The sequence below is a fragment of the Parasalinivibrio latis genome (genome assembly GCF_036825535.1).
GTDB classification, from domain to species: domain Bacteria; phylum Pseudomonadota; class Gammaproteobacteria; order Enterobacterales; family Vibrionaceae; genus Parasalinivibrio; species Parasalinivibrio latis.
Genome location: NZ_CP098812.1, coordinates 984,146 through 1,000,148, shown reverse-complemented (window position 1 = coordinate 1,000,148; position 16,003 = coordinate 984,146). Strand labels below are relative to the sequence as shown.

The 16,003-nt window shown below is 51.2% G+C and carries 12 protein-coding genes; 5 read left to right on the top strand and 7 right to left on the bottom strand.

Annotated features, from left to right (window positions below):
- The first annotated feature begins 51 nt into the window (after positions 1-51).
- Positions 52-1,935 carry a methyl-accepting chemotaxis protein gene (locus NF212_RS04870; RefSeq protein ID WP_434359340.1) on the top strand — a complete coding sequence of 628 codons (1,884 nt, stop codon included), beginning with the start codon at positions 52-54 and terminating at the stop codon, positions 1,933-1,935.
- A 74-nt stretch (positions 1,936-2,009) separates the two neighbouring features.
- Here NF212_RS04870 and NF212_RS04865 read toward each other — a convergent pair whose 3' ends face one another.
- On the bottom strand, positions 2,010-6,650 hold the full coding sequence (locus NF212_RS04865) for a discoidin domain-containing protein (RefSeq protein ID WP_434359338.1): 4,641 nt from the start codon (positions 6,648-6,650) through the stop codon (positions 2,010-2,012).
- Positions 6,651-6,979: 329 nt separating this feature from the next.
- Between NF212_RS04865 and agaR the strand changes: the two genes are divergently transcribed.
- On the top strand, positions 6,980-7,750 hold the full coding sequence (gene agaR, locus NF212_RS04860; RefSeq protein WP_434359336.1) for a transcriptional repressor AgaR: 771 nt from the start codon (positions 6,980-6,982) through the stop codon (positions 7,748-7,750).
- A gap of 48 nt (positions 7,751-7,798) precedes the next feature.
- Here the strand turns inward: agaR and kdsA are convergent, their stop codons facing one another.
- From kdsA to hemA, 6 genes are read right to left on the bottom strand one after another with little or no spacing between them, the layout of a single operon-like run.
- The gene (gene kdsA, locus NF212_RS04855; protein ID WP_434359334.1) at positions 7,799-8,653 is read right to left on the bottom strand and encodes a 3-deoxy-8-phosphooctulonate synthase; all 855 of its coding nucleotides are present in this window, start codon (positions 8,651-8,653) and stop codon (positions 7,799-7,801) included.
- A 14-nt stretch (positions 8,654-8,667) separates the two neighbouring features.
- Positions 8,668-9,477: a SirB1 family protein gene (locus NF212_RS04850; protein WP_434359332.1), complete on the bottom strand. Its 810-nt coding sequence runs from the start codon at positions 9,475-9,477 to the stop codon at positions 8,668-8,670.
- 3 nt (positions 9,478-9,480) lie between these two features.
- Positions 9,481-9,864 (bottom strand): SirB2 family protein, encoded by a 384-nt coding sequence (locus NF212_RS04845; protein WP_434359330.1) that lies wholly within the window; start codon positions 9,862-9,864, stop codon positions 9,481-9,483.
- A gap of 22 nt (positions 9,865-9,886) precedes the next feature.
- Positions 9,887-10,735, bottom strand: a complete 849-nt coding sequence (gene prmC, locus NF212_RS04840; RefSeq protein ID WP_434360828.1) for a peptide chain release factor N(5)-glutamine methyltransferase — start codon at positions 10,733-10,735, stop codon at positions 9,887-9,889.
- A complete protein-coding gene (prfA, locus tag NF212_RS04835; RefSeq protein WP_434359328.1) occupies positions 10,729-11,820 on the bottom strand; it encodes a peptide chain release factor 1 in 1,092 nt (363 codons plus the stop codon). The genes prmC and prfA overlap by 7 nt, the downstream gene beginning before the upstream one ends.
- Positions 11,821-11,835: 15 nt before the next feature.
- Positions 11,836-13,095: a glutamyl-tRNA reductase gene (hemA, locus tag NF212_RS04830; RefSeq protein WP_434359326.1), complete on the bottom strand. Its 1,260-nt coding sequence runs from the start codon at positions 13,093-13,095 to the stop codon at positions 11,836-11,838.
- A gap of 156 nt (positions 13,096-13,251) precedes the next feature.
- On the opposite strand from hemA, the gene lolB reads away from it, so the two are divergent.
- From lolB to NF212_RS04815, 3 genes are read left to right on the top strand one after another with little or no spacing between them, the layout of a single operon-like run.
- A complete protein-coding gene (gene lolB, locus NF212_RS04825) occupies positions 13,252-13,950 on the top strand; it encodes a lipoprotein insertase outer membrane protein LolB (protein ID WP_434359324.1) in 699 nt (232 codons plus the stop codon).
- Between the two features lie 55 nt (positions 13,951-14,005).
- Positions 14,006-14,860, top strand: coding sequence for a 4-(cytidine 5'-diphospho)-2-C-methyl-D-erythritol kinase (gene ispE / locus NF212_RS04820; protein WP_434359322.1), 855 nt, complete (start codon positions 14,006-14,008; stop codon positions 14,858-14,860).
- A gap of 42 nt (positions 14,861-14,902) precedes the next feature.
- Positions 14,903-15,847: a ribose-phosphate pyrophosphokinase gene (locus tag NF212_RS04815; protein ID WP_434359320.1), complete on the top strand. Its 945-nt coding sequence runs from the start codon at positions 14,903-14,905 to the stop codon at positions 15,845-15,847.
- Positions 15,848-16,003: the final 156 nt, after the last annotated feature.

Below are 16,003 nucleotides of genomic sequence, written 5' to 3'. Positions count from 1 at the left end.
TTACAGGGCCATTAGAATCCTGCCCCTACTCACTCAGACTGCATCATCTCCATGAAACTGACCTTAAAACAGAAACTCATTGCTTCAGCTGCAGTGGGCGTTGTGCTTATGGCCGCACTTCTTACGACGCTCGCAGCACAACAGCTCAATAAGCAAACGCTTAACGGCCTGACGGCCCGTACACACAGTCTGGTAGATACTGCCGCAGCAGGTGTGACAGACTGGATCGCGATTCGCGCAGAAATCACCAATGCCATGCGCGGGTACACCTCTGATACCGCCACTATCGTTCCCCACCTTCAGCAAGCCCGTCTGTCCGCCGGTTTCGATGATATTTACTACGGTACAGCCGATGGCAGAATGTACCGCTCACACCCTGAAAGAAACCGTGCAGATTATGATCCTCGCCAGCGTCCCTGGTACCAGCAGGCTGCATCAGCCCGCAAACAGGTAATTACAGATGCGTACCGTGATGCGATTACCAATGCCATGCTGGTAACCATTGCCGAGCCGGTTATTGAGAATGGCCGGGTTGTTGGTGTGATCGGCGCAGACGTACTCATTGATCAGCTGATCAATGACGTCATCAGCCTGGATGCCGGGCACAATGCCTTTGCTATGATGGTCACCCGCGACGGAATGGTAGTTGCGCACCCAGACCAGGACAGCACCAACAAGATGCTGACCCGGTACAACAGTAACCTAAGCACCTCGGCTATCAATGACATCACTCGCAACCACGCATTTTCAGTCAAACAACGGGATGGCGTAGACAAGCTCTACTATTTTGCCCCGGTGGAAGGCACAGACTGGCTGCTTGGTGTAGAGATGGACTACGAAACAGAATTCAGCTCCCATTCTGAGCTCTTGTTTGGTTTACTCGCCACCTCTGCTGTTGTGACCCTGGTTCTGGTCGCTACCCTAGCATGGCTGGTGTCATACTTGTTCCGTGATCTTATTCGTGTTTCAGATGCTCTCGAAGACATTGCTAACGGCGAGGGAGACCTTACCCAACGCATCACACCCAACAGTGACGATGAAGTCGGCAAGCTGGCGCAAAACTTCAATACTTTCGTGGGTAATATGCACGCGATGGTAAGCCGCCTGCGCGATGTCGCAGACAACCTGGATGGGCAGGCAAAAATCACTGCGGGTCAGGCCACCGGGCGCCAGGAGCGTATCAACCGGCAGCAGGATGAAATCAATATGGTTGCCACTGCCATCAATGAAATGGCAGCGGCCACCCAGGAAATCGCCGGCAATGCAGAAAACACAGCAAAACAGGCAGAAGAGGCTGTTGGATGCGCATCTCATGGCGCCGCCCAGGTCAGCAACAGCCAGCAGTCTATCAGCAACCTTTCTTGCGAAGTGGAAAATGCTACCGGTGTTATTGCTGAACTCAACCAGCATTCCCAGAATATCAGTTCCATTCTGGCAACAATCCGGGATATCGCTGAGCAGACTAACCTGCTGGCACTCAATGCAGCTATCGAAGCAGCCCGTGCCGGTGAACAGGGCCGTGGATTCGCTGTTGTAGCCGACGAGGTCCGGGTACTGAGCCAGCGTACCCATGCTTCAACGCAAGAAATCCAGTCGATGATTGAAACCCTGCAGGCAACAACAGAAAACGCAGTTCGTATTATGGATGACAGCCGCAACCTGGCTGGTACCAGTGTCGATGATGCCAATATGGCGGCAGCAAGCCTGAACCAGATCAATGTAGCGGTTACCAGCATCAGCGACATGGCTACCCAAATAGCCTCAGCAGCCGAGCAGCAGTCTCTGGTGACCCAGGAAATCACCCGCAACACAGATGGTATTCGGGATGTATCTGATCTGCTGGCAACGGAAGCCAATGAAGCCGCTCAGCAGGCCGGAGAGCTTTCCGACCTGTCGCGTCAGCTGCAAAGCGAGATTAACCAGTTCCGGTTATAAAAAAGAAACTCCCGCCGTAATGGCGGGAGTGGTTTATTGACCAACTGACGTTTTAATATTGGTCACAGCGAGCCTCACCGGCGAGCATAAATATCGAACTCAGCCGCAGATACCCAATCTCCTGCTCCGCTTAATGCATCAAACCTGACGTAACGCGCATCGGTCGGTATAAATCCCACTTTTTGCAAACTGTCATGACGCTGGAAAGTACCTGAAACAGCATCCGTCCAGCTATTGCCATCCAACGACAGGCTGACTTTGTAGTCACCGATCGCACCATTTCCAGCACCAACCCTGGCCTGATAATGAAGCTCACTGACACTCATGCGTTCACCCAGGTCCACGACAAAGTGCTGTGGTGCTTTCTCAGCATCACTTTGCGGGTACCAGGGTGAGTGGTACATGGTGGACACATCACCGTCAAAGGCCTTTTCAATTCCGGAGCCCGGCTGGAACGCAGGGGTCTCAGTAAACACCGCATTGGCCTTGGTAAAATCACTCGGTGGTTGTGACACTGCTGCCGCAGGGTTGCCATACACATTGAACTCAGCAATCGATATGAAGTCACCCACACCGTTCAGTGCATTCACTTTAAGGAACTTCGCAGATGTCGCTGGCACCTGTACAAACTGCACGGTATCAATGCGTGCAAACGTACCAGAAGAAATCTGCTGCCAGATCAGACCATCGTTGGAAACAGATACAGTGTAATCACCTACTGCACCATTACCGGCACCCGCTCGTGCCTGATAGCTGAAACCGGTTACGTCATATTGCCCGCCGAGGTACACAGAAAACGACTGTGGTGCCCTTTCGTCATCAGAACTCGGGAACCATGGGGAGTGGTACATGGTTGCCGGATCGCCATCGAAGGCTTTCTCAATGCCTTCCCCTGGCTGGTACCTGGGTTTTTCAACAAACGCCAACTGAGACTGAGGGATCACTTGCTGACCTGAGCTGATTTGCTTCTTGGCAATGATGTCGAACTCAGCCGCAGACACGAAATTGCCACTGCCTGTCAGGGCCTCAAAACGAATGAACCGGGCCGCTTCATCGTTAATGACAACCTGTTGTATACCATCACGTTTTTCAAAGGTGCCAGAAGAGATTACTCTCCAGTTCTGGCCATCTATTGACAGTGACAAACGGTAATCCCCGATTGCCCCATTCCCTGCACCCAGTCTTGCCTGGTAGGTAAAGGCTGAAACAATGAAATCATCTCCCATGTCCATTTCGAACATCTGTGGTGCACGTTCTGCATCTGAGGAAGGGTTCCATGGAGAGTGGTACATCGAAGAGACATTACCGTCAAAAGCCTTTTCGATTTCATACCCGCTCTGTTCGGCAGGGCGGACAATGAAGCTCGACTTTGTAAAATCAAACTCATTGAAGTTCGCCGACTCTGGACCGGTTACCCGGATATTGGCCCAGTTAACACAGTCTCCTGCTGTCTGGCTGTCATTGTTGACCGCCTTGAACTCCAGTTTGCGTATTCCCAGGATCTCAAGGTCAGGTTTCACGACCGTCGGGCCTTCAAGGTCGTATTCCCACACTTTTACGCCGTCAGCAAATATCTGTGCCAGCACGTGGTTTCCGGCAACCTTGCAGCTGTCATCGATACCAACATCAGCTTTAAACCCGGTCCACTTGCCATCCAACCCAACAGAAATCTCAGACGGTGCTTCTGTCCCCAGCCCAGCGCTGAAGCCAAGGCCGTTCATAGACATAGCCGTTTGATTGACAGACTGGTCCTGCTCTACCCTGCCGGCTACCCGTGCAACATCAAGGGTTACTGGTACGGTTTTTTGAGGAATAGTGATTTCCTCAGCGATAACGTCAAACTCCTGAGCCGAAACGAAATTGCCTACACCTGAGACGGCAATAAATTTCAGGAAGCGCGCTTTCTCGGGTGTAAAGTTGACGATTTTAAGATCGGCATTTTGCGCCCAGTTCCCTTCGGCAACCGGATCGCCCCAGTTTCCATTGGTCTCAGACAGGTAAATCTTGTATTCCGTAATCGTACCGTTCCCAGCATCAGGCCGAGGCAGGTAAGTAAAACCACTCACGTTGTAATCTTCACCAAGATCCAGAACGAACTGCTGCGGCGCCTGCTCACTGGCATCATCCGGGTACCATGGAGAGTGGTAACGGGTCGACGTGTCACCATCAATGGCATTGGCAAACTCCTCACCGTTCTGTGACGGCGGCGCTTCAACGACTTTGACCTTACTCTTGTCAAAATCCGTCAGGTATGCCGGCGTTGGGTAAGGTTGTGTCTCAGGGTAGGAGGCCCCTTCATCCATATTGATGTAGAACCGGGTTTGGCTGGATACAGGTTGTTTCCCGGTTTTAATCCGGATAACACCCTGACGGAGGCTGCTGTCAAAGAACCAGGCTTCTGTCGCTGCAGCAAAGTCCTGCACAGATGTCACTTGCTGGACAGACCGGCCATCAAGGGTAACTGCCAGCGGAGCAAGACGCGTGGCAACTTCTAATTCATAGCTGCGCTGGTTAACCTGCCCGTTGTAAGAAGCATGCACAACGGCTGGGTCAACAGTAACTTCGATATCGCCTACCGTGCCCAGTGGCGGCGCACTCATGGCAAGGCGGGTTTCAGCAAAGGCATTCTGTTCTTTGTAAGCCCGGCTCTCACCGTCATCTTCAAACAGGGTAAACTCAGAATCACCGGAAGGGACAAGCTGCATAATCAGGTGGCTTTTGTCCTGAAGGGCATCAGACCTCGCGCCTTTATAACGCGGAATGATCGCACCTGCTTTAACCAACACCGGGATACGGTCAATATCAATCGGGTAGTGGCCAAGCACCATGCCGCCAGACGGAGAACGGGTTAAAGTACCATCCCAGAAATCAACCCAGTCACCTTCGGGCAGGTAGAGGTCTTCATACCAACCGTTGTTCTGGGACATAGGTGTGTAAACCGGTGCCACCAGCAAGGACTCACCGTACATATACTGGTGTTTGTAGGTCTCGTCTTTCAGTACCGGGTCATCCGGAAACTCCCAGGTCATTGCTCGAATGATCGGTGAACCGGTTTGATCCGCCTGATAGGCATAGTTGTACATGTATGGCATCAGGCTCGATTTGAGCATCAGGTACTGGCGGTTGATGTCGCGGTATTTCTTGCCATTCAGACCGTCATCATGCCACCACGCATGTTTGCGCTCCTGGTTGTTCCAGCCGGACATCGCAATCAAAACAGGTGTAAACGCCTTGAACTGGACATCACGGGTATAGGTTTCGGAACCGCTGCCGAAAATACCGTTCACATCAGAAGATGCGTAAGCCTGCCCGGAAAGGCCAGAACCGATAAAGGTCGGGATATGCCAGCGAATGTAGTCCCAACTGGTGTACTGGTCACCGGTCCAGGCAACAGAATAGCGTTGTGTCCCGGCCCACCCCATGACTGTCCACACAAAGCCACGGGTATCTGAATGGTCAACCAGCCCTTTGTGCGCATCACGGTTTGCAGCCAATGAATAAAGGTAACCCGGCCCCGTCCACGCCACATCAAGTTTATAGACCCGTACACCCTGTTGGACTTCAGTAGCAATTTTATCGAGTTGGCGCTGTGTCCACAGGCCTGTTTTAATACCCAACCCGTCAAGTGAATTAACCACATTTTCTAAATCTGAATAGCCGCACCCGTACCCGTCATTGGGCAGGATCCAGCCAAGGGGCATATTGTGGTTTTTGTATGGGGTTGCAACCTGGTTAACCACATCCATGGTAACACCGGGTTCTGTCGGCCAACCTGATGGGTATGAGCCGACCTTGTTTTCGTAACAGTCAGCGTCCCCGAGGTAGTAAGCCCAACGGGCCAGCAGGTGAGGTTTACCTGTCAGCGTTGTGTAGCGATCAACAAGTTCAGGCAGTGTGTCACCAACAAAATAGTAGGCATCCAAACGGTTTTCGTTATAGCTGCTGACAGCACTGTCGATGGCGCGGAAATCGTGCGCTCCATTCCGCCAGGTATTGCGAAGTACACCATACCCTTTGTCAGACAGGTACATTGGTGCAGGATTAGGACGGTCGAATTCATCCCAACCACCAGAGTAAGACGCTTCCTGGATTTTCCCTTTAAATTCAAACTCGCCATTTTGCTGGCCGCCACCGTAGAAATGTTCATCTGTGGTACTGGAAAGCGTTTGGACGGTTTTTACATTCCCGCGCTTAAATCTCAGGGTATTTTGGTCAAAATCTGAAACCGGAGCCCCCAAATCAATCGGTGAAATTTCTTCCCAAAGCTTTGTCGTGTTGTCCGCTTTATAAAGTGCAAATGTCAGGGGATATTTGTAAATACGCAGCGACAGTTCTGGCGTTTTAATAAGCTGGTAATCACCCTGATCGGAAACGTTGAACGCGACAGGTGAAGCCTGTTCGTTAATCACGATATCCGGGAGCGCATTGCGATCGAACCCGGAAGAGGAACAATTAAAATTGCCGCACTGGTCATTGATTGCATCAACCTTTTCATCGGTAAATGAACCGTCACCGCTGACCTGCAGGCGAAAGACTGAATCGTTGATGAAATTTACCTTCAGTGCCACACCTTGTTGCGTGCTCAGCGAAAAGACATTCCCAGACTGACTGAAGGATGAAGTATTCATATTGCCAAGAGGTGCTGCGTAGACGCCATGACCGGCTGACATGGCTGTACTGACGAGCACCGAAAGCATGAGTTTTCTGTATCTCATTTCGACCACCTTTACATAAACGAGCTGGATTACATTCTTTGTTTTTATATGTTTCATAAATGTTAACTTTAAAAAACACAATCAAAAAGAAACCAAAGGAAAGTCACAAAATGAGAAAAGAAAACCTAACGAAAAGTAATTTAGTTAATCGCTAATATTTGAAACAAATGGAAATGAAACAAAATTAATTAAGAGAAAAAAGAGCAAAATTTGCAGGCCGCAAGGCAATAAGAGTAAGCTACCAAAGCAAACCAAAAGGAAAACAATTTATTTACCCTTTGCTTACCAGCAATTTATTGATTACCCAATTTAAGAAGGGACTGGCACCTATGATGATCAGTACAAGCCAGCGTCGGGAAAAAACCTTAAAGATGTTAAAACAAGAAGGCAGCGTTCAGGTTTCAGATCTTGCGCAGAAATTTAATGTCTCTATGGTGACCATTCGTAATGATTTGGCTTTTTTTGAAGAGCAGGGCCTGGCGACAAGGGCCTATGGCGGCGCCTATTTCAACAGCCCCGACCTTAAAGAGCGCGCAATATCTGACAAATCCCGTCAGCACAATGAGCTTAAAGATAAAATCGCACGGATTGCCGCTTCACTCATTAAAGAGAATGAAGCCGTCATTCTGGACTCAGGAACAACCACCTTCCACATTGCAGAGCAACTTACTAACAGGCAGAACCTCACTGTGCTGACAACAGGTTTCAATGTCGCAAATGCACTGGCAGACGCTGAAGGTGTGGACCTGATTATTGCGGGTGGGCAGTTGAGGCGAAAATCCCTCTCTATGGGAGGGCCCGTGGCTGAGAGCGCGCTGGACAGCTTTCATTTCAACAAGTTGTTCCTGGGGGTTGACGGATTCCACCTCACTCGGGGTATAACCACCCACCGTGAAGAAGAAGCGCGTCTTAACCGCCGCATGTGCGAAGCCGCCGAAGAGATAATTGTGGTGACCGATTCAAGCAAATTCGGCAAACTCAGCCTTCACAAAATTCTGGAAACAGGAAAGATCCACCGCCTGGTGACTGACAGCCGGATACCAGACTCTTACCTGGAAGGGCTGAAAGCCCAGGGTGTGGACGTCCTGATTGCTGAATAAAAAAACGCCGACAAATAACTGTCGGCGTTTTTCAAGAATAAACCCGGATTAACGGATATCAATTTCTTCGAAACTTTTAACCAGATCGTCCAGTGCCTTCATCTGCTTCAGGAACGGCTCCAGCTTGTCCAGCGGCAGTGCAGAAGGACCGTCACAACGCGCTGAATCCGGTGTTGGGTGCGCTTCGATGAAAAGACCGGCAATCTTGGTACCCAGACCGGCACGAGCCAGGTCAACAGTCTGGTCACGACGGCCACCTGACGCAGCACCAAACGGGTCACGGCATTGCAGTGAGTGGGTAACGTCAAAAATGATAGGGCTGCCGTTAGACGCCTTCTTCATCACGCCGAAGCCCAGCATATCAACGACCAGGTTGTCGTAACCATGGCAGGCTCCGCGCTCACACAGGATCACGTTTTCATTGCCGCATTCTGCGAACTTCTCGACGATATTGCCAACCTGACCAGGGCTCATGAACTGAGGTTTCTTCACGTTGATAACGGCACCGGTTTTCGCCATTGCTTCAACCAGGTCAGTCTGGCGCGCCAGGAATGCAGGGAGCTGAATCACATCTGCTACTTCGGCAACCGGCTGGCATTGGGCGATTTCGTGAACATCAGTAATCACTTTCACACCGAAAGTGTCTTTCAGTTCCTGGAAGATTTTCATACCTTCTTCCAAACCCGGGCCTCGGTATGAATGCACGGAAGAGCGGTTTGCCTTGTCGAAAGAAGCCTTGAATACGTATGGGATACCCAGTTTGTTGGTGACTTCAACGTAGTGTTCGCAAACCTTCATCGCCATATCACGGGATTCCAGTACGTTCATACCGGCAAACAGGACAAACGGCTTGTCGTTAGCGACGTCAATGTTGCCAACACGGACATTTTTTTGTTCAGTCATAGGTGCATCTACCATTAATGGAGGATTGGTTGAGCCTCGGTCAGCGCCCTGACCTGAAGCTTAAGCAGTTCTGAAGCCGGGTCATCCGGGCACTGCTCGATAAAGTATTCGTAATCGGACGCGGCTACCCAGTCACAATCAAGTTGCTGGTAAATATAGCCACGATCACGGATTTCGTATGGGTTATCCGGGTCAAATGTCAGAGCCATCTCACTACAGCGAAGTGCGAGGTTGTACTCTTCTTCACGCAGTAAGGCACTCTTAATCACGGATAACCAACGCCCTACCAGGGTTGCATTGTCGGTAGGCAACAGGTTTGACTGCTCGAGGCGGGCCAATGGGCCACTCTGGCCGATGATCCATCCTTCAAGGGTCCGGGTTGATACACGCTCACCGTCAAAAGGGTTATAAAAAGCCACCTCGCCGTCACTCCAATCCGCACGTAAAACCAATTGCGTCGGAAAAGCGACCGGAGAAATCGGAAGTGACAGACGGTCTGCAAAGTACATCAAAATGGCACCCAGCGTGATCGGAATCCCCTTACGCTGCTCAAGCACTTTATTAATAAAGGCATTTTCGGAAGAGAAGAACTGCTCCGCATCACCGCGAAAGTGCCACTGTCGGTAGAAAATACGCAGTAGGCCGTCAAATCTCAGGCGCTCGTCCGGTTCAGCAGCAAGAGAACTCTCAAGCTCCTCAGCCATTGCTTCAAGCTCTTCCATGACTGACGCGACCGGTGCGGATGGGTCAACAAATGCATTAAGCATTACGCCCCCCTCCACCAATGTCATATTGTCCAGATCCTGGTCAGTTAGGTGCCACATGGTTTACCCCAGAAATTGCGGTACTTTGTGAATAGCCAGGCTTGCCGCAGCATAAACCCACCCCAAAGCACCAAGGAATGCAAAGGTTCTAAACAGTGCGCCCCGGCTGTAGTGCAGGGCCACAAAGCCCAGTGCGATATATGCCAGAACGCAGGTCAGTTTTTCGGTCAGCCACAGGCCAGCCGGTGTAAACGGATAAAAACCGGTTACAAAAATCAGTGCCACACCGGTACCCAAAAGAACGGTATCGATAATATGCGGTACCACTTTCACCCACTTTTTCTGCATCATGTCACTTCCGCGCATCACCCAGAAAAAACGAACGATAAACAGGGTCACACTCAGCAGTATTGCCAGCATGTGAGTGTGTTTCAAAGCCATATACATAACGCAGTTCCCTAAAAGTTCCTTAGCCCGGACATCTTCCCAGTGTTACCCGATCAAGGCCGGCATAATCCGTCTCTGTTTTTATGTCACTGTATCCGGTATCGGAAAAAATCTGCCGCACGGCTGCACCTTGGTCACAACCGTGCTCAAACATCAGCCAACCACCGTCAACCAGATGACGTTGTGCGTGTTGGCAAATATGCCGGATATCTGCCAGTCCGTTTTCCGCTGCTACCAGTGCTGAAGAGGGCTCAAAACGAACATCACCCTGTGACAGGTGGGGATCTTCAGCATCAATATATGGAGGATTGCTCACAATCATATCAAACGGTGCGCATTCGGTAAGCGCGTCAAACCAATGACTGAGCAAAAAACGAGCATTTTTGATGCCAAGCTGTGTCCCATTTTCGGACGCCAGCGAAACCGCTCCTTCCATGCGGTCAACGCCTGTGACCTGAATATGGGGACACTCACTGGCAATGGCAAGAGCAATTGCCCCGGTTCCTGTACCCAGATCAAGTACCGCCTTGGTATCTGGCGTGATTTTATCCAGTGCCAGTTCTACCAGCCGCTCGGTATCCGGTCGGGGGATCAGGGTGCTGCTTGCCACCTTGAGCGGTAAAGACCAAAACTCTCGTTCACCGGTAATATAGGCGACTGGTTCGCCGTTTTCACGGCGAATCAGGCACTTTTCCAGCTCAACTTCCTGCGCAGGCGTCAGTTCACGCTCGGGCCAGGTAAACAGGTAGCTGGATGGCTTATCAAGGATATGGCAAAGCAGTACTGAAGCATCCATCTTGGCAGATGGGGAGCCGGCAGTTTCCAGTCGGGAAACTGCCAGTGTTAACGCATTTTCAATGCTGATCATGATGCACTTTCGGCTAGTGCTGCCAGCTGGTCTGCCTGATGCTCATGGATAATCGGACTGATAAGGCATTCCAGATCACCCTCGATAACATCATCCAGCTTGTACACGGTCAGGTTGATGCGGTGATCGGACACTCGGCCCTGCGGGTAGTTGTAGGTACGGATTCGGTCAGAGCGGTCACCGGAACCAAGCAGGTTGCGGCGGGTATCCGCTTCCGCAGCGTGGCGCTTCTCTTCTTCTGCCTTGATTAAACGGGCAGCCAGTACAGACATCGCCTTGGCTTTGTTCTTGTGCTGTGAACGTTCGTCCTGACATTCCACCACCAGGCCGGTTGGCAGGTGGGTAATTCGGATTGCAGAGTCTGTGGTGTTAACGTGCTGACCACCGGCGCCGGATGAACGGAAGGTATCAATTTTCAGGTCTGACGGGTTGATATCCGGGATTTCTGCTTCCGGTACTTCAGGCAGAATGGCCACAGTACAGGCGGAAGTATGGATACGGCCCTGTGATTCGGTTGCCGGTACACGCTGTACGCGGTGACCGCCGGACTCAAACTTCAGGCGGCCGTAGGCACCTTCACCAGCAACACGAGCAATCACTTCTTTGTATCCACCATGCTCACCGACGTTGGCACTGACAATTTCAACGCGCCAACGCTGTGTTTCAGCAAAGCGGCTGTACATACGGAACAGGTCACCGGCAAAGATGGCCGCCTCGTCACCGCCCGCACCGGCACGGATTTCAAGGAAGCAGTTGCGGTCGTCGTTAGGATCTTTTGGCAGAAGCAGAACCTGGAGCTCCTGGGACAGGGTTTCTACCTGCTCTTGAGCCAGTTTCAGTTCTTCCTGCGCCATTTCAGCCAGTTCCGGATCATCTTCTTCTGCCATCTCACGGGCAGTTACCACGTCCTCTTCAGCCTGGCGGTAAGCACGGAAACACTTGGTGATCTCTTCCAACTGGGAGTATTCCTTGGAAAGGGTACGGAAGCGGTCCTGATCACTGATTACAGATGGATCACCCAGCAGGTGCTGAACTTCTTCATGGCGCTCACAAAGCGCCTCTAACTTGGCAAGAATTGATGGTTTCATGGTTGCTCTGTCGGCTTATTTAGACGTTTCAAGCCCAAGGCACTGACGCATTACAGCCAGTTTTTCCGGCTCGCCATTATGGGCAGCCTGCTGCATCGCCTGGGTCGGGGCGTGAATTAACCGGTTGGTCAGTCGGCGGCTCAACTCAGTGATAACCTGTTGTGGGTCAGCACCGCTTTCAAGTGACTGAAGGCTTCGGGCCAGCAATTCATCGCGGATTGTATCGGCATCCTGTCGATACTGTTTGATGCTGTCAACCGCTTCCAGAGAACGCAGCCAGCTCATGAAAGACGCACTTTCCTCGCTGACAATGGATTCCGCTTCAATCGCGGCCAGTTTTCTCTGTTCACGGTTTCGCTCAACAATGCCCTGCAGGTCATCGACCGTATACAAGTAAGCATCATTGAGTTCACCAACCTGCTCTTCAATATCGCGGGGAACCGCAATATCTACCAGCAGCATTGGCTGATAACGACGGGTTTTCAGCGCTGTTTCCACCATACCCTTTCCGATAATCGGCAAAGGCGCGGCGGTGGAACTGATCACAATATCGGCTTCATGGAGGTGCATTGGGATTTCTTCCAGGCCTATGGCCACTCCACCGAATTCCCCGGCCAGTGCCTGGGCACGCTCGCGGGTACGGTTTGCAACGATCAGTTTCTTACAGCCATGCTCATGAAGGTGACGGGCAACGAGCTCAATCGTTTCCCCTGCCCCCACAAGCAGCGTAGTAGCATCTGACAGAGATTCAAATATCTGCCTTGCCAGTGTGCAGGCTGCGAAGGCCACGGACACCGCATTGCCACCAATGTCGGTCTCGGTGCGCACTCGCTTTGCGACTGCAAAAGTTTTCTGGAACAGTTTCTCCATGGCGCCACCCAGAGCGCCGGCTTCATTGGCATCCCCGTATGACTGCTTTACCTGGCCGAGGATTTGGGGTTCTCCCAATACCAGAGAGTCCAGGCCACAGGCCACTCGCATTAAATGCTTTACGGATGCCTGCTCTTCGTGGAAGTAGAGGCTGGAGATTAACTGCTCGCTATCCAGTTGGTGAAATTGGGTCAACCAGTCGACTAATACGCCTGTTCCCGCATGCTTGAGGTCACAGTAGATCTCGGTACGGTTACAGGTCGAAAGGATCACACTGCTATTTACATCCGGCATCTGCCCAAGCTCATTGAGAGCGAGGCGCAGTTTCTCCGGAGAAAACGCAACTTTTTCCCTCAGGTCGACGGAAGCCGTTTTGTGATTGATTCCGAGAACAAGCAAGCTCATTAGATAAGGTTACCGCTGACACCATTTTAAGACTAAGGGGAGAATTCTACTTGATGGGCACCTTTAAAAAAAGATCGGTCTGCCCGCCAACCCCGCATAATAAGCGGAATATTCTGAAAAAAGCCGGCCCAGTGGCTGTAAAAACATGGCATTACCTTGAACAACTTTTGTCTTTCCCATTGCATTGGCCCTGCCGAACCCCGCTATAATGCTTCCATGATTTCCGGTACAGACTTTAACCGAATGTTAAAACGCCACCCTTTCCCGTATTTCAACCTGCGTCAGTGGATTCTGGCCATCATTGTGGCAACCGTTGTTACCGGCTGTGCAACCCCCACTCCACCACCTGCTACCGATTGGGATCTGCACCGGAATGCGCTGGAAGCCATCACTCATGTGAAAGCGAAAGGCAAAGTGGCATTTATCAGCCCACAGGAACGATTTTCTGCCAATTTTGTGTGGGAAGAAAACAATGGCGATATTTCCCTTCGCCTGACCAACTTCCTTGGTGCAACCCTCCTGACGATGAATATTGATGACCGGGGTGCACGGGTTATCGACAATGACGGCAATGAATACCGAGGCGAAAACGCTGACTTGCTGCTCGCCCGGTTGACCGGCTTTATGTTACCTGTCGCCGAGCTGCCAGACTGGCTTATTGGCCTGCCAAACCAGAACGAAGATTATGTCCTGGGCACAGACCACAGGCTGAAAAGCCTCAACTATGGCCGTTGGAACGTAGACTACAGCCGTTATGACGCAGCAAGCAAACCAGCACTGCCTTCCCAGATGACCCTGTCAGATGGCCAGCAGAGGGTAAAACTGGCGGTATCTGACTGGACAATTATCCGCTGATAATTAAAACACCGGGGCAACTCCGCTCGCCCCGGCATAATGAGATTTGCAGAATATGCTGACAACAGAGACCACACTCTGGCCCTCTCCGGCCAAACTTAACCTGTTCCTTTACATCAACGGTCGCCGTGAAGATGGCTACCACGAGCTGCAGACCCTATTCCAGATCCTCGATCATGGTGACACGCTCTCTGTTACGGCTAATGAATCCGGAAAAGTAAGTATTGAACCGGAAATGGCAGGTGTTGCGCAGGAAGACAACCTGATTTACAAAGCCGCTATAGCCCTGAAAAATGCCACCGGCTGTCCCTGTGGCGCGACCATTGGTATTGATAAAGTCCTTCCAATGGGTGGCGGCATTGGCGGCGGTTCATCCAACGCAGCGACCGTTCTGGTTGCCCTGAATGCCTTATGGGAAACCGGGCTGACAGAAGATCAACTCGCTGATATCGGAGTAAAGCTTGGTGCTGATGTACCTGTGTTTATCCGCGGCACAGCAGCCTTCGCTGAAGGTGTTGGAGAGAAACTGCAACAGCTTGATCTTGAAGAAAAATGGTATTTGGTAGCCAAACCGGATGCTCACATCTCCACCGCCCATATTTTTGGTCACAAAGACCTGACAAGGGATACACCTAAACACTCACTTGATGTGTTACTGAGCAAGAATTACGAAAACGATTGCGAAAAGGTAGTAAGAAGGTTGTATCCCGAGGTTGATAAGGCACTTTCGTGGCTGTTAGAATACGCGCCGTCAAGGTTGACTGGGACCGGTGCATGTGTGTTCGCGGAGTTCGATACACAGCAGCAAGCCCAGAAAATCCGCGACATTTTACCCAACTGGCTCGAAGGTTTTGTTGCAAAAGGAGTCAAACGCTCTCCGCTGCTGGACGCGCTGGATGCACTAAACTAAGAGTTAGTTAACTATAACTGGATGCAACCCTGAGGTTTTCCCGTGCCTGATATGAAGCTGTTTGCTGGTAACGCAACGCCGGTTCTTGCCCAACGTATTGCTAATCGTCTTTACATGTCTTTGGGCGACGCTACAGTCAATCGTTTTTCTGATGGTGAAGTAAACGTTCAGATTAACGAAAACGTTCGTGGTAGTGATGTTTTCGTTGTTCAATCCACCTGTGCTCCAACTAATGACAATCTGATGGAACTGGTGGTAATGATTGACGCCCTCCGCCGTGCTTCTGCAGGTCGTATTACCGCCGTTATCCCTTACTTCGGCTACGCCCGCCAGGACCGCCGAGTCCGTTCAGCCCGTGTGCCAATCACTGCTAAAGTTGTTGCTGATTTCCTGTCTAACGTTGGTGTAGACCGCGTTTTGACTGTTGACCTGCACGCTGAACAGATCCAAGGCTTCTTCGATGTCCCAGTAGACAACATCTTTGGTACCCCTGTTCTGCTGGAAGATATGCTGGCCCGTGGTCTTGAAGATCCAGTTGTTGTTTCTCCGGATATCGGTGGCGTTGTACGTGCCCGTGCAACTGCCAAACTGCTGGATGACACTGACATCGCCATCATCGACAAGCGCCGTCCTCGCGCCAACGTTTCCCAGGTAATGCACCTGATCGGTGACGTAGAAGGCCGTGACTGTGTAATCGTTGACGACATGATCGACACCGGTGGCACACTGTGTAAAGCCGCTGAAGCTCTGAAAGCACGTGGTGCCAAGCGCGTATACGCTTACGCAACTCACGCTGTATTCTCTGGCGATGCTGCGAAAAATATCCAAGAGTCTGTTATCGATGAAGTGATCGTTACTGACTCTATCCCGCTGAAACCTGAAATGCAGGCAACCGGCAAAGTAAGCCAACTGACCCTGTCAGGAATGCTGGCTGAAGCTATCCGCCGCATCAGCAACGAAGAATCAATCTCTGCAATGTTCAACTAATTCGTTAGACATTCAGTTATTCGCTTCACCAACGCCCCGCTCATGCGGGGCGTTGTTTTTCGAAAATCCTGCCTAGGAAGTTCCCATGCCATGTTGACGGTTGGGTAAAATTTGGCGGGAATCCTGTGATGGTGCTAGCATACGCGCTTTGAAAAT

What these genes read in the sequence shown, in the direction of transcription:
- NF212_RS04870 (WP_434359340.1), top strand. Translation starts at nt 52, where the DNA reads ATGAAACTGACCTTAAAACAGAAACTCATTGCTTCAGCTGCAGTGGGC.
- NF212_RS04865 (WP_434359338.1), bottom strand. Translation starts at nt 6,650, where the DNA reads ATGAGATACAGAAAACTCATGCTTTCGGTGCTCGTCAGTACAGCCATG.
- agaR (WP_434359336.1), top strand. Translation starts at nt 6,980, where the DNA reads ATGATGATCAGTACAAGCCAGCGTCGGGAAAAAACCTTAAAGATGTTA.
- kdsA (WP_434359334.1), bottom strand. Translation starts at nt 8,653, where the DNA reads ATGACTGAACAAAAAAATGTCCGTGTTGGCAACATTGACGTCGCTAAC.
- NF212_RS04850 (WP_434359332.1), bottom strand. Translation starts at nt 9,477, where the DNA reads ATGTGGCACCTAACTGACCAGGATCTGGACAATATGACATTGGTGGAG.
- NF212_RS04845 (WP_434359330.1), bottom strand. Translation starts at nt 9,864, where the DNA reads ATGTATATGGCTTTGAAACACACTCACATGCTGGCAATACTGCTGAGT.
- prfA (WP_434359328.1), bottom strand. Translation starts at nt 11,820, where the DNA reads ATGAAACCATCAATTCTTGCCAAGTTAGAGGCGCTTTGTGAGCGCCAT.
- hemA (WP_434359326.1), bottom strand. Translation starts at nt 13,095, where the DNA reads ATGAGCTTGCTTGTTCTCGGAATCAATCACAAAACGGCTTCCGTCGAC.
- ispE (WP_434359322.1), top strand. Translation starts at nt 14,006, where the DNA reads ATGCTGACAACAGAGACCACACTCTGGCCCTCTCCGGCCAAACTTAAC.